Source organism: Mitsuaria sp. BK037, assembly GCF_014193045.1.
Classification (GTDB): Bacteria; Pseudomonadota; Gammaproteobacteria; order Burkholderiales; family Burkholderiaceae_C; genus Roseateles.
In genome coordinates this window covers 40,051-53,572 of the sequence record NZ_JACHYS010000002.1, presented here as the reverse complement: position 1 = coordinate 53,572, position 13,522 = coordinate 40,051, and the positions used below count along the sequence as shown (strand labels likewise).

Below are 13,522 nucleotides of genomic sequence, written 5' to 3'. Positions count from 1 at the left end.
CCCATGCAAAGTGTCCTGTTCCCCTTGTTGGCCGTCGTGGCTGGGTACCTGATCGGTTCGCTGTCCTTCGCGGTGATCGTCAGCCGGCTGATGGGCCTGTCCGATCCGCGCAGCTACGGCAGCGGCAATCCGGGCGCGACCAACGTGCTGCGCTCGGGCAACAAGGCCGCGGCCATCCTCACGCTGGTCTTCGACGCGCTCAAGGGCTACGTGCCGGTGCTGCTGGTGCTGAAGTTCGGCGCGCCGTATGGGCTGGAGGAGGGCACCGCCGCGCTGGTCGGCCTGGCCGCCTTCATCGGCCACCTGTGGCCGGTGTTCTTCAAGTTCGTGGGCGGCAAGGGCGTTGCCACCGCGGCGGGCGTGCTGCTCGCCCTCAACCCCTGGCTGGGCCTGGCGGTGCTGGGCGTGTGGATCGCGATGGCGGTGGTGTTCCGCTATTCGTCGCTGGCGTCGCTGAGCGCCGCGGTGGCCGCGCCGCTGCTGCAGATGCTGGTCTGGGACGTCGGTCCCGAGCTGCCGGCCATCGCGCTGATGAGCCTGCTGCTGGTCTGGCGCCATGCGGCCAACATCAAGAAGCTGATGGCGGGCACCGAGAGCAAGCTCGGCCAGAAGGCCGCGCCGGCGGCCGCCGCGCCGGCCGTGAAGTCCCATCGCCACGAGCAGTCGCGCGAGAAGCGCGATCACAAGTCTTCCCACAAACCCAAGCAGCACAGCAAATGAGCAGCATCGAACGCTTCGACGTCGGCCCGCGTCTCTCCGAGATGGCCATCCACAACGGCGTGGTCTACCTGGCCGGCCAGGTGCCGTCGGACGCCAGCGCCGACATCCAGGGCCAGACCGAGCAGGTCCTGGCGATGATCGACCAGTTGCTGGCTCGCGCCGGCAGCGACAAGACCAAGATCCTGCGCGCGCAGCTGTACATCGCCGACGTCAAGGACCTGGCGGGCATGAACGCCGCCTGGGACGCCTGGGTGCCGGCCGGCCACACGCCGCCGCGCGCCACGGTCGAGGCCAAGCTGGCCAAGCCCGAGTGGAAGATCGAGATCGTGATCACCGCCGCGGTCTGAGCCGCGACGGTGCGGAACGCACCTCCCAATGCAAAACGCCGGCTTCGCGCCGGCGTTTTGCTTGGCGCGATTGAAGCGCCGTCAGTCCTCGGCCTCCGCCTCCTCGAGTTCCAGCCCCAGGCAGGCCGGATCGCCGCAGCCGCGGCGCACCAGCACCGGCGGTTCCGCGGTGAGGTCGACGACGGTGGTCGGCTTCATCGGGCAGGCGCCCGCGTCGATGATCAGCTGGATCTGCTTGTCGTAGCGCGCGGTGATCTGCTCCGGATCGTTGAGCGGCTCGTGCTCCCCAGGCGGGATCAGCGTGGTCGCCAGCAGCGGCCCGCCCACCAGCGCGAGCAGCTCCTGCGTGACGCGGTGGTCCGGCACTCGCAGGCCGATGGTGCGGCGCGAGGGATGCGACAGCCGCCGCGGCACTTCCTTCGTCGCCTCCAGGATGAAGGTGAAGGGGCCCGGCGTGGCCGTCTTGATCATCCGGTACTGCTTGTTGTCGACGCGCGCGTAGCTGCCCAGCTCGCTGAGGTCGCGGCACAGCAGCGTCATGTGGTGCTTGTCGTCGACGCCGCGGATGCGGCGCAGCGCCTCGGCGGCGGCCTTGTCGTCGAGCTGGCACACCAGCGCGTAGCTCGAGTCCGTCGGGATCGCGCCGATGCCGCCCTGGCTCAGGATCTGCGCCGCCTGGCGCAGGAAGCGGGCCTGCGGGTTGTCGGGGTGCACTTCAAAGATCTGGGCCATGGTCCTCGCCTGGGGCAATCGGTGTGCGGGCCGGGCCGGTATCAGGCCGGCCAGTGGATGCGGTACTCGAGCGCATTCCACACCGGCTTGAGTTTGCCCGAGAGGTGCTGCTCGAGCCGGCCCAGGTCGACGCGGCTTTCCTCCGGACTGTGGAAGTCCGAGCCGCGCGAGGCGAGCAGGTCGAATTCGAGCGCGGTGTCGGCGTACTGGACCATCTCCGCCGCCGTGTGGCTGCCGGTGACGACCTCGATGCCGCGGCCGCCATGGGCCATGAACTCGGTGATCAGCGCATATTCCTCGGTCGGCGTGAAGCCGTAGCGCCCTGGATGCGCGATGACCGCGATGCCGCCGGCGTCGACGATCCAGCCCACCGCGTCGCGCAGCGCCGCCCAGCGGTGCGGCACGTAGCCGGGCTTGCCCTCGGTCAGGAAGCGGCGGAAGACCTCCGGCACGTCGCCGCACTGGCCGGTCTCGACCAGGAAGCGCGCGAAGTGCGTGCGCGAGATCAGCTCCGGATTGCCGGCGTGCCGGAGCGCGCCCTCGTAGGCGCCATGGATGCCGACCTTCGCCAGCCCCTCCGACATCTCCCGCGCCCGCGCGCCGCGACCGCCGCGCGTGGCGCGCAGGCCCTCGACGATGCGGGGATCGTGGTGGTCGAAGCCCAGGCCGACGATGTGCACCACCTTGCCGGCGAAGGTCACCGAGATCTCCACGCCGGTCAGGTAGGCCAGCCCCAGCGCGCGCGCGGCCTCCAGCGCCTGCTGCTGGCCGCCGACCTCGTCATGGTCGGTCAGCGCCCAGAGCTCGACCCCGTTGGCCTTGGCGCGCGCGGCCAGCGCCTGCGGCGACAGCGTGCCGTCGGAGACGGTCGAGTGGCAGTGCAGGTCCGCGTTGGTCTGCGGGTGCAGCGCGATCCGGGCCGGCACGTGCGCGGGCGCGAAACCTGGCGCGGGCGTCGGATCGGCGGGAAGGGCGGTGGTCGCGAGGGGCGGGGTGTTCACCCGGCCGATTCTAGGAGCGGCGCCATGTCCGGGATGGCAGCACTGGAACGGCGGCGGTCGACGAAGTAGCGGCTCGGGCCGGTGCCGCACTTGGCGACGTGCTTGGGTTCGGTCAGCGCGGCGGACAGCGCGCGGACGCTGTCGAAGGCGCCGGGCTGCACCTGGATCACGCCGGCGCTGAGCGTGGGCAGCGGGTTGAAGGACTCCTGGTTCTGCCGGTTCAGCGTGACGTAGCCGCCCAGCGCCTGGTGCTCGGCGGAGAAGAAGGGACGGATCTGGCGGTCGAACTCGCGGCAGACGCGGGTGATGCGCGCGGTCCAGTCGGGCGAGCCCAGCACCATCACGAAGTCGTCCCCGCCGATGTGGCCGACGAAGTCCAGCACCGGATCGGCGGCGGTCTGCAGGATCTGGGCGCAGAGCTTGATGATGTCGTCGCCGGCCGCGTAGCCGTAGACGTCGTTGAAAGGCTTGAAGTGGTCGATGTCCCAGGCGACGACGACGAACTCCCGGCCCTCGTGCAGCAGCGCGTCCAGGTGCTGGTCGGTGGGCACGTTGCCGGGCAGCAGCGTCAGCGGGTTGGCGTAGCGCGCGCTGTGGACCTGCAGGTCGGAGACGGCCTTGAGCAGGTCGGTGCTGCGGCCGGTGCCGAAATACTCGCCGCCGCGGGTGACGATGAAGCCGTCCACCATCAGGCGGTCGTCCAGGCTGGAGATCGCGTCGCTCATCTCGCGCAGCGAGGTGCCGGCGTCGAAGATCAGCGGCTGCGCATCCATCAGCGCGGTGCAGGAGCGCTTCTCGTGGATGTCCATGAAGTAGCGCTCGGCGCTGCGCTTGAGCACCTGCAGCGAGCGCAGGATGCCGATGGGCCGGTTGGCCTCGTCCAGCACCGGCATCGAGAACAGCTGCTCGTCGCGCTGGAACATGTCGGCGACGGCCTGGCAGTTGAGCTTGGGCGTGACGGTGTGGCTGCGCCGGGCCAGTTGCGCGGCGGTGGTGATGGCGTCGGGCGGCAGCCGCATCCAGTCGGCGTTGCGGCGCCGGTGCTCGGGGGCCAGCAGCGCGTCGACCTCGGCCCGCAACGCGGCCCGGGGCGCGGCGCTCGGGCGTGCGAGCAGGTAGCCCTGGCAGACCGGCACGCCCAGGCGACGCAGCACGGTCAGGTCGCTGAGCTGCTCCAGGCCTTCGGCCACGACGGTGCAGCCGGAGCTGGCCGCCATCTCCAGGATCGAGCGGACGAACTGCTGCTTGAGCGGCTCCTGCGCGATGCCGTCGATGAAGTGGCGGTCGATCTTGACGAAGTCGGGACGGATGTCCATCCAGCGCTTCAGGCTGGCGAAGCCCTCGCCCAGGTCGTCCAGCGCGACGACGAATCCCAGCTCGCGCAGGCTGCGCATGCTGTCCTGCAGCCGTTCGGGCTCGAGGATGGGGCGGGTCTCGGTCAGCTCGATGACCACGCGCGACGCCGGCAGGTCGAGCTGCGCGAACTCGCGGGCGATCAGCGCGCCGCGGTCGCTGGTGGCCAGCAACGTGTCGGCGGTCAGGTTGAGGAAGAGCTGGCCGGGCAGCTTGAGTTCCTTGAAGCGGCGCAGCGCGCGGCGCACCACCAGCCGTTCCAGCTCCACCAGCCGGCCGAGCCGGGCCGCGGCCTCGAACAGCACGAGTGGCGAATGCAGCGGCGTGTCCGCCGGCCCGCGCGTCAGCGCTTCGTAGCCGAGGATCTGGGCCCGCTCCACTTCGACGAGCGGTTGGAAATGGATGTCCAGCGCGCCGTCGCGGATCAAGGCGGACAGGGCGATGCTCAACGGGTCGGGCGGCTGCAGGTGGGTGGTGGGCATGGGGAGGACCGCGGCGAGCGGGGCGTCGCGCGGTGTCCCCATTCTGGGCGGCCTCTATGTCATCGCTTTGACAAACAGTTACAGCATGACCTGCGCGTGAAATCCGCCGCGATCGCGGCCTGTCCGGCGCCCGATTCCTGATCGCTCAAGGCCGTTGCTTGCTGAAGTCGCGCTCGGGGAAGAGCCGGGTGGTCAGCTCGCCCAGGCTCTCGTGGACGACGTCGACGTTGGTCTCGTCGATCACCAGCTTGGCGACCTGCGGGCTGAGCGCCTTGCGCAGCAACCCGAGGAAGCGCGGCGCGGCGACGATGCGCAGCTGCGTCACCTCGCCGTTGTTGAAGCCGTCGTCCAGCGTCCGCGCCACGCGGGTGGCGAAGCCGATGGCCTCCTGGTGCAGCTCGTCCACGCCGGCCGAGGAGGTCACGTTGTTGCCGCGCCGGCCTTCGGCGTCGCGGCGCAGGTCGGCCTTGTCCGCGTGCGCCGCGGCATCGGTGAGCGTGGTGACGTCTTCCAGGTCGCCGCCTTCCTCCGGCAGCTTGAGCAGGCGGGCCACGCCCTCGTCCGCCACCAGCACCCACAGCTTGCCGTCGTCCTTGTATGCAGCCATCTCGATTCCTTCAACAGAGTTCCCGTTGAGCGAGTGGCGGCAAATGCCGTACCTTGGACCGCCCCGTCCGGCGGAGGCGCGCCCGCGCGCGAGGGCACATGATTTGCCCCCTGGAAGAGGCGCTGGGGCCTCTTCACCGCCTTACCGCGCCCCGCCGGCGCTTCACCCGAGACCGCCATGGACACCGACACGCCTGCCGCCGCGACCCACCTGCACATCGTCTGCCCGTCGTGCGCGGCGAAGAATCGCGTGCCGCGCGAGCGGCTGGCCGAGTCGCCCGACTGCGGCCGCTGCGGCACGCCGCTGATGCTGCCCAGGCCGGCGGACCTCAAGCCGGAGGTCTTCGACCGGTTCATCGCGGGCACCGAGTTGCCGGTCGTCGTGGACTGCTGGGCCGACTGGTGCGGGCCCTGCAAGATGATGGCGCCGCAGTTCGAGCAGGCCGCGGCGATGCTGCCGGAACTGCGCTTCGTCAAGCTCGACACCGAGGCCGCGCCGCAGCAGAGCGCGCGCTACGGCATCCGCAGCATTCCGACGCTGCTGCTGTTCCTCGATGGACAGGAGATCGCGCGGCAGGCCGGCGCCATGCCGGCCGCGGCGATCGTCGACTGGGTGCGGCGGGAGCTCGGGGCCTAGCCCTTCTTTCTCGGTCGCCCTTCTCCGCTCAGTCCGCCATCGCCTCCACCACCATCTGCACGCGCTGCTGCCCCTGGTACTCGTCGAGGCTGAGCCGGTAGGCGAGGGTGACCTGCTCCGGTAGCTGCTCGGTCCGGCCGAACCAGATCGCGTCGCGCAGCATCGCGCCCTGGCGCAGCCGCAGCTTCAAGTGGCGATCGCCAACCAGGCGTTGGTGCACCACCTGCACGCGGTCGCAGAACAGCGGTGCCTCGAAGGCCTGGCCCCAGACCTGCGCCTCGAGCTCCTGCACCGTCTCGGCGCAGAACGCCTCCGGCGGCAAGGGACCGTCGGTGCGCAGCGTGCGGGTCAATGCGGACTCGTCCAGCCACTCGCGCGCGACCGCCTCGAAGGCGGCGGCGAAAGCCTCGACACCGCCCGGCGCGAGCGTGCAGCCGGCCGCCATCGCGTGGCCGCCGAACTTGCGCAGCAGCTCCGGATGGCGCTTGGACACCAGGTCCAGCGCGTCGCGCAGGTGGAAGCCGGGGATCGATCGTCCCGAGCCCTTGAGCTGTCCGTCGGCGCCCTCGGCGAAGACGAACACCGGCCGGTGCAGCCGGTCCTTGATCCGCGAGGCGACGATGCCAACGACGCCTTCATGGAAGTCCGCGTCGAAGAGCGCGAGCGCCGGCGGCGGCGCGCCGTTCAGGCGCGGGTCGGTCATCAACCGTTCCAGCAGCGCGAGCGCCTGCTCCTGCATGCCGGCCTCGATCTCGCGGCGCTCGCGGTTGATGCGGTCCAGCTCGCGGCCGAGCTCCAGCGCCTGGCCGGTGTCGTCGGTCGTCAGGCAGGTGATGCCCAGCGTCATGTCCTCGAGCCGGCCCGCCGCATTGATGCGGGGTCCGAGCGCGAAGCCCAGGTCGAAGCTGTTGGCCCGCGTCGCGTCTCGACCGGCCGCGGTGAACAGCGCCTGCACGCCGGGTTGCATGCGGCCCGCGCGCATGCGGCGCAGGCCCTGCGCGACCAGCCGCCGGTTGTTGGCGTCGAGCCGCACCACGTCGGCCACGGTCCCGAGCGCGACGAGGTCCAGCAGGCCGTCCAGCCGCGGCGGCGGGCCGTCGCCGAAGGCGCCGCGCCGGCGCAATTCGCCGCGCAGCACGGTCAGCACGTAGAACGCGACGCCCACGCCCGCGAGGCTCTTGCTCGGGAAGGGACAGCCTGGCTGGTTGGGGTTCACGAGCGCGTCGGCGTCGGGGATGGTGGGCGCGCCGTCGGGGCCGACCGCGGGCAGGTGATGGTCGGTGACCAGCACCTTCAGGCCGAGCGCGCGCGCGAAGGCGACGCCGGCGTGGCTCGCGATGCCGTTGTCGACGGTCACCAGCAGCTGGGGTTCCTGCTTGAGCGCGAGCTCCACGATGGTCGGCGTCAGGCCGTAGCCGTGGACCGCGCGGTCGGGCACCACGTAGCCGAGGGTGCCCGGCCGTGCGCCGAGAAGCGCCAGCCCGCGCAGCATCACCGCGCAGGCCGTGGCGCCGTCGCAGTCGTAATCGGCCACGATGCACACGCGCTCGCCCGACGTGATCGCGTCGGCCAGCAGCGTGGCGGCCTTGTCGATGCCCAGCAGGCCCTGAGGGCCTTCGGGCGGCAGCAGGTGTTTCAGGTCCGGGTCGAGCTCGTCGTGCGACAGCACGCCGCGCGCGGCGAAGAGTCGCGCCAACAGCGGCGAGAAGCCGGCCTGCTGCAGCGCATGGGCGGAGTCCGGCGGGACGTCGCGGATCAGGAGGCGGGGGCTGCTCACAGGTTCTCCAGCGCGTTGGCGACGCTGAGCCGGGGCGGGGCGAAGCGCTCCTTGAGCCGCTGCCAGCTGCCCGCGTCCTTGCGCGTCCAGGTGCGGGCCAGGCGCTCGCCGCCCAGTGTCAGCGAGACGCGGCGGCCCTCGCGCACGGCGGCCAGCGCCTGCGCGATGGGGCCGGCGTCGAGGGCCTTCCAGGCCTCGCTCCAGGCGTAGAGGTCGCCGCTGGTCATCGGGCCGCGCAGGCGGTCGTCGACCACCAGGTCCGCCGGCGGCGCGGTGCCGCGATCGCGGCCGCAGCCGCTGATCCACACCGCGTTCAGCGGGCGTTGCCGGCGCTCCTCGCGGGCCTGGTTGAGCGGGTGCTCATGCAGCAGCATCTGGACCTCGTTGAGCAGCGTGCGCAGGCGGCGCGCCCGCGGGTACCAGGTCTCGACGCCGCGATTCAGGACGCGGTCGACGCTGGCGGCCTCGAGACCGTCCAGGTCGTCATGCGCGACCGCCCATTCGCCCAGCGACAGCCAGGCGCTGCGCCAGCCCTGGTCGGCGGGGAACAGCGCGGTGGCGAGCGCTTCGAGGAAGGCGCGCGATTCATCCTCGGACAGGTCCAGCGTGGCGGGGCCCAGCGCGGTCACCCCTTCGGTGCCGACGGCGAAGTGGGCGGGCGTCAGCAACGCCCAGGCGGCGTCGCCGGGCTCGTGGCCGGCCGCGCGCAGGCGCCAGGCGGCCAGCGGCGGGTGGTCGTCGGTGATGCCGCGGGCGTGCGCCAGGAAGCGTTCGTGGGGAGGGATCGGGGTGGTCTCGTCGGCGTCGCCGACCTCGCCGGCCGGTGCCAGCAGCCCGAGCAGGCGGCTCAGGTTGGGCAACTCCAGCTCGCGCAGGGCCCCCTCGAAATGAGGATCCAGCGCACTGGCGAAGGGGATCATCAGGTGCATGGCGGCGGATTATCGGCGTTCCCCCGGAAGGCCCCCCGTCGGGCGGTCATCAAGCTTTCATCCGGCCCCGGCAACCTGTGGGGCCATGCTGACCGACACGCTCATGGCCGCCGCTGTCTCGCAAGAACCGCCTGGGGCCGAGGCGGAAGAGGGCGGCTCGATCCGGGTGCGCACGGTGTGGATCTCCGACCTGCACCTGGGCACGCCCGGCTGCCAGGCGCGGGCCCTGCTGGACTTCCTGCGTGAGGTCGAGTGCGAGCAGCTCTTCCTGGTTGGCGACATCGTCGATGGCTGGCAGCTGCGCCGCAGCTGGTACTGGCCGCAGGCCCACAACGACGTGGTGCAGAAGCTGCTGCGCAAGGCCCGCAAGGGCACCCGGGTGATCTACGTGCCGGGCAACCATGACGAATTCGCGCGCAAGTACCTGCAGCACAGCTTCGGCGGCATCGAGGTGGCGCACGAGTGGATCCACGAGACCGCCGACGGCCGCAAGTTCTGGATCACCCACGGCGATCTCTTCGACGGCGTCATCCAGCATGCCAAGTGGCTGGCCTACGTCGGCGACAGCCTCTATGAATTCACGCTCAAGCTGAACCGCCACCTCAACTCGATGCGCGCGCGCCTGGGGCTGCCGTACTGGAGCCTGAGCAAGTACCTGAAGCTCAAGGTCAAGCGCGCCGTCTCCTTCATCAGCGAGTTCGAGGAAGCGCTGGCGCGCGAGGCCCGCAAGCGCGGCGTCAACGGCGTGATCTGCGGCCATATCCACCACGCCGAGTTGCGCGACATCGACGGCATCACCTACGCCAACGACGGCGACTGGGTCGAGAGCCTCACGGCGCTGGTCGAGCATGCGGACGGGCACCTGGAAATCCTGGACTGGGCGGAGCGGCAGCGCTCCGGCGCCGAGCAGGACGCGGCGCAGGCGCTCGCCGCCGCCATGCGCCAACCCGCCTGAGGGGGCCCCTCTTCGGGCGACCCGGCCCCCCGCATCACCAACTCCGGGCCGCGCCAGACGACTCGCGGCGTCGGTCATCGGGGCTGCGCCTCGTCTGCAGACTGGCTCCAAAGAGGGTCACTGGCTTGTCATACCAGCTTCATAGAATGAGTTCATGACTTTGCCCGATGTCCCGCTGCTCAACCGCGAAAACGCGATCCTCGAGTTCAACCGGCGTGTCCTGGCGCAGGCCCAGCGCGTCGACGTGCCGCTGCTGGAGCGGCTGCGCTACATCTGCATCGTGTCCAGCAACCTCGACGAGTTCTTCGAGGTGCGCTTCGCCGACATGCTCGATGCGCAGCGGGACGGCAGCGGCCTGGTGACGCCGCGCGACGTGGAGCGCGTGGGGCGCGCGGCCCATGACCTGATTGACCAGCAATACGCGATCTTCAACGACCAGGTCATGCCCGCGCTGCGCGAGCACAACATCCAGATCCTCAACCACGCCGACCGCACCGACGAGATCCGCGCGTGGGTCAGCAGGTTCTTCGAGCGGGAAGTGCGGCCGCTGCTGGTGCCGGTGGGCCTGGACCCGGCGCATCCGTTCCCGCAGGTGGCCAACAAGTCGCTGCACTTCATCGCGCGGCTGTCGGGCAAGGACGCGCTCGGACGCGACAACCGCATTGCCATCGTCAAGGTCCCGCGCGTGCTGCCGCGCGTGATCAAGGTGCCGGCGGCGATCAGCGGCGGCAAGCAGAGCTTCGTCCTGCTCACCAGCGTCATCCGCGCCCACCTCGAGGAGCTGTTCCCCGGCCGGCATGTCGAGGCGTTCTCGCAGTTCCGCGTCACGCGGGATTCGGACCTGGAGGTCGACGAGGAAGAGATCGCCAACCTGCGGCATGCGCTGCGCTCGGGCCTCACGACGCGTCACTTCGGGCGCGCGGTGCGGCTCGAGGTGGTCAACACCTGCCCCGAGGAACTCTCGCGCTTCCTGCTGGAGCAATTCGACCTGCCGGAGGCGGCGCTGTACCGGGTCAACGGGCCGGTCAACCTGGTGCGCCTGAACGAGCTGATCGACCAGACGGATGCCGAGGACCTGCGTTTCCGGCCCTATGAACCGAGTTGGCCGACCGGGCGGCTGCCACGGGGCAAGTCGATCCTGGACAAGCTGCGGACCAAGGGCGACGTGATGCTGCATCACCCGTTCGAGAGCTTCGAGCCGGTGGTGCAGCTGCTGCGCGAGGCGGTCGAGGATCCGGACGTCCTGGCCATCAAGCAGACGATCTACCGCACCGGCAGCCAGTCGGTGCTGGCGGACCTGCTGATCGAGGCGGCGCGTCGCGGCAAGGAGGTCCTCGCGGTCGTCGAGCTGAAGGCGCGCTTCGACGAGGAGGCCAACATCAACTGGGCGGAGCGGCTGGAGGCGGTCGGCGCGCAGGTGGTGTACGGCATCGTCGGCCTGAAGACGCATGCCAAGCTGATGCTGATCACGCGCCGGGAGGGCGGCAAGCTGCGGCGTTACGGCCACTTGTCGACTGGCAACTACAACCCGAAGACGGCGCGTTTCTACACGGACCTCGGCTACCTGACGGCCGATGCCGAGATGACGGCGGACATGGATCTGGTGTTCCGCCAGTTGGCGTCGCTGTCGAAGTTCAAGGCGCCGAAGAAGCTGCTGCTCGCGCCGTTCAACCTGCACCGGACGATGGTCGAGCTGCTGTCGCAGGTGGAGGCGGCGGCGGGGCGCGGCGAGCCGGCGCGGGTGGTTCTGAAGATCAATGCGTTGACGGATGCGGAGCTCATCAACGGGATCGTGCGGGCGGGCCGCGCGGGCGCGAAGGTGGACCTGATCGTGCGTGGCGCGTGCATGTTGCCGCCGGGCCTGCCGGGCGAGACGGACAACATCCTGGTGCGCTCGGTGGTGGGCCGCTTCCTCGAGCACTCGCGGATCTTTTATTTCCGCTGGGGCAGGGAGGAGCAGGAGGCCTTGTACCTGTCGAGCGCGGACTGGATGGCGCGCAACATGTTGCGTCGCATCGAGGTGGCCTGGCCGATCACTGATCCGAAGCTGCGCCAGCGCGTCATCGACGAGGGCCTGACCCCCTACCTGCACGACAGTCTGGACGCGTGGCAACTGGGCCCGGACGGCACCTCGCAGCGCATTGGCACCGAGGATTCGCCGCAGCACGTCAGCGCGCAACAGGCCCTGATGCGCCTGTACCACGAGGATCCCTGACCAAGTCCCCGCGAGGTTCACGCCACCCCCCACGCCGTCCACCTCTGTTCCTGGACGGGCATGGCCTGGGCCGGCGACTCGTGTCGGGCTGGATGACTGACTTGGACGCCGTCTGTCTGAGCGTCGCGAACCGCAGGTGAGCAGAGCGAGTTGGCGTCCGCCCGACGCGAGTCGCCGGCCCAGGCCATGCCTGTCGCGCTCACCCGCCTGCAGTCAGCGCATTGGCCTCAAGCCTCCAACGCCAACTGCACGCGCCCGACCTTGCCCCACGCGTCCAGTTCTTCGCGCAGCAGGTAATGCGCCCGCGGATGTGCTTCGGCCCAGCCCTTGCGCATTTCGATGATGACGTTCATCCCTTCGCGCCGCAGCTTGATGGCTGTCGCGTCGACCTCGCTGCGCGCGTGGCATTTGATGGCGGCGAGTCGCAACGCCAGCAGCTGCCAGATCATGGGTTCTTCCTGGAGCTGTTCTTCGAGCTTGCGGAGTCCTCCCCGCTGACCGAGCGCCAGGTCTCCGAGGCGCCGGAGCTGATTTTGGGAGAAGCCTGGCGCGTCGACGTGGGAGAGCAGGTAGGCGCTGTGGCGATGGTGGTCATGGTGGGAGACCATCATGCCGATCTCGTGCAGCGCAGCGGCCCAGCCGAGTTCGCGACGATGTTCTTCCTCGGCTTTCGGCGCGAGTTGCGCATGAAGGCGCTGGGCGATCTGCTGGACGCGGCCGGCCTGATCGCGGTCGACGGCGAAGCGGCGCTGGAGTTCGGCGACGGACTGTTCGCGCATGTCGCGCCCGGCGGCGAGCAGGCGGGGGTCGAGGCGCTCGGCGAGGTCGAAGATGACGCCCTGGCGCAGCGCGCCCTTGGCGGGGTGGAGGCGCTCGATGTCGAAGTGGGTGAGCAGCGTGTAGAGGATGCAGAGTCCGCCGCCGACGACGGCGCGCCGGTCGTCCTTGAGGCCGGGCAGCTTGAGCGCGTCGATGCGCCCGGCGAGCAGGCACTGCTCGATGCACCAGCGCAGGCCGTCGAGGGTGATGGAGCCGTCGGGGCTGACGTTGTTGGCCGCGAGGATCTGGGCCACCGCGCCGACGGTGCCCGACGAGCCCAGGGCCTGCTTCCAGCGCGGCTGCGCGGCCTGGCGGGAGAACTGGGTGATGGCTTCCTCGAGCTCGGCGCCTGCGGCGACCTGCGCGGCGCGGAAGGCCTCGGCGGTGAAGCGGCCGTCGGGGAAGAAGCGCATCGAGAGGCTGACGCTGCCGATCTGGAAGGATTCGGCGGCGAGCGGCTGCGGCCCGCGGCCCAGGATCATCTCGGTGGATCGGCCGCCGATGTCGATGACCAGGCGGGGGTCTTCCGCGGTCTGCAGCCGCGCCACGCCCGCGTAGATCAGGCGCGCTTCCTCGCGGCCCGAGATGACTTCGATCGGATGGCCCAGCACCTCCTGCGCCCGCGCCAGGAAGGCGTTGCGGTTGCGCGCCTCACGCAGCGTCTGCGTCGCCACCGCGCGCACCTGGCGGCCGGGCAGGTCGGCGAGCCGTTCGGCGAAGCGCCGCAGGCAATCCAGGCCGCGCTGGGCTGCCTCTTCGGTCAGCATGCTCATCGCATCCAGGCCCGCGCCCAGCCGCACCGTTTCCTTCAGGTAGTCCAGCCGGCGGTAGTGCCCGTGCTGCAACTGGGCCAGCTCAAGCCGGAAGCTGTTGGAGCCCATGTCGATGGCGGCCAGGATCGGAGGAACTTGCGCTTGCGTCATGGGGCGCGATTGTCGCGGTCTTTGGC

The 13,522-nt window shown here is 70.3% G+C and carries 12 protein-coding genes; 5 read left to right on the top strand and 7 right to left on the bottom strand.

The genetic code is table 11. The features are described 5' to 3' along the window. The first annotated feature begins 3 nt into the window (after positions 1–3). Both plsY and FHT37_RS12330 read left to right on the top strand, forming a co-directional pair. Positions 4–720, top strand: coding sequence for a glycerol-3-phosphate 1-O-acyltransferase PlsY (gene plsY, locus FHT37_RS12335; protein WP_183481680.1), 717 nt, complete (start codon positions 4–6; stop codon positions 718–720). Further along, positions 717–1,067 (top strand): RidA family protein, encoded by a 351-nt coding sequence (locus FHT37_RS12330; protein ID WP_091725488.1) that lies wholly within the window; start codon positions 717–719, stop codon positions 1,065–1,067. The genes plsY and FHT37_RS12330 overlap by 4 nt, the downstream gene beginning before the upstream one ends. Positions 1,068–1,148: 81 nt before the next feature. Here the strand turns inward: FHT37_RS12330 and FHT37_RS12325 are convergent, their stop codons facing one another. The 4 genes from FHT37_RS12325 to FHT37_RS12310 form a co-directional block, all read right to left on the bottom strand. Next, positions 1,149–1,799, bottom strand: a complete 651-nt coding sequence (locus FHT37_RS12325) for an L-threonylcarbamoyladenylate synthase (RefSeq protein WP_091725483.1) — start codon at positions 1,797–1,799, stop codon at positions 1,149–1,151. A 41-nt stretch (positions 1,800–1,840) separates the two neighbouring features. Further along, positions 1,841–2,707, bottom strand: a complete 867-nt coding sequence (locus FHT37_RS12320) for a 3',5'-nucleoside bisphosphate phosphatase (RefSeq protein WP_091731333.1) — start codon at positions 2,705–2,707, stop codon at positions 1,841–1,843. Between the two features lie 89 nt (positions 2,708–2,796). After that, on the bottom strand, positions 2,797–4,635 hold the full coding sequence (locus FHT37_RS12315; RefSeq protein WP_183481676.1) for a bifunctional diguanylate cyclase/phosphodiesterase: 1,839 nt from the start codon (positions 4,633–4,635) through the stop codon (positions 2,797–2,799). A 145-nt stretch (positions 4,636–4,780) separates the two neighbouring features. Continuing rightward, complete coding sequence (locus FHT37_RS12310; RefSeq protein WP_091725475.1) at positions 4,781–5,242, bottom strand: host attachment protein; 462 nt, start codon at positions 5,240–5,242, stop codon at positions 4,781–4,783. 177 nt (positions 5,243–5,419) lie between these two features. Here FHT37_RS12310 and trxC point away from each other — a divergent pair, with 177 nt between their 5' ends. Further along, positions 5,420–5,878 (top strand): thioredoxin TrxC, encoded by a 459-nt coding sequence (trxC, locus tag FHT37_RS12305; protein WP_175538311.1) that lies wholly within the window; start codon positions 5,420–5,422, stop codon positions 5,876–5,878. Between the two features lie 28 nt (positions 5,879–5,906). On the opposite strand, the gene recJ is transcribed toward trxC, so the two are convergent. Both recJ and FHT37_RS12295 read right to left on the bottom strand, forming a co-directional pair. Then, positions 5,907–7,655: a single-stranded-DNA-specific exonuclease RecJ gene (gene recJ, locus FHT37_RS12300; RefSeq protein WP_183481673.1), complete on the bottom strand. Its 1,749-nt coding sequence runs from the start codon at positions 7,653–7,655 to the stop codon at positions 5,907–5,909. Next, positions 7,652–8,584: a hypothetical protein gene (locus tag FHT37_RS12295; protein WP_183481670.1), complete on the bottom strand. Its 933-nt coding sequence runs from the start codon at positions 8,582–8,584 to the stop codon at positions 7,652–7,654. The genes recJ and FHT37_RS12295 overlap by 4 nt, the downstream gene beginning before the upstream one ends. On the opposite strand from FHT37_RS12295, the gene FHT37_RS12290 reads away from it, so the two are divergent. Continuing rightward, entirely contained in the window at positions 8,583–9,539 is a 957-nt protein-coding gene (locus FHT37_RS12290; protein WP_404932608.1) for a UDP-2,3-diacylglucosamine diphosphatase, read from the top strand. The genes FHT37_RS12295 and FHT37_RS12290 overlap by 2 nt on opposite strands. A 154-nt stretch (positions 9,540–9,693) precedes the next feature. Then, positions 9,694–11,754 (top strand): polyphosphate kinase 1, encoded by a 2,061-nt coding sequence (gene ppk1 / locus FHT37_RS12285; RefSeq protein ID WP_183481667.1) that lies wholly within the window; start codon positions 9,694–9,696, stop codon positions 11,752–11,754. Positions 11,755–11,981: 227 nt separating this feature from the next. Here ppk1 and FHT37_RS12280 read toward each other — a convergent pair whose 3' ends face one another. Then, a complete protein-coding gene (locus FHT37_RS12280; protein WP_091725460.1) occupies positions 11,982–13,496 on the bottom strand; it encodes a Ppx/GppA phosphatase family protein in 1,515 nt (504 codons plus the stop codon). Between the last annotated feature and the right edge of the window lie 26 nt (positions 13,497–13,522).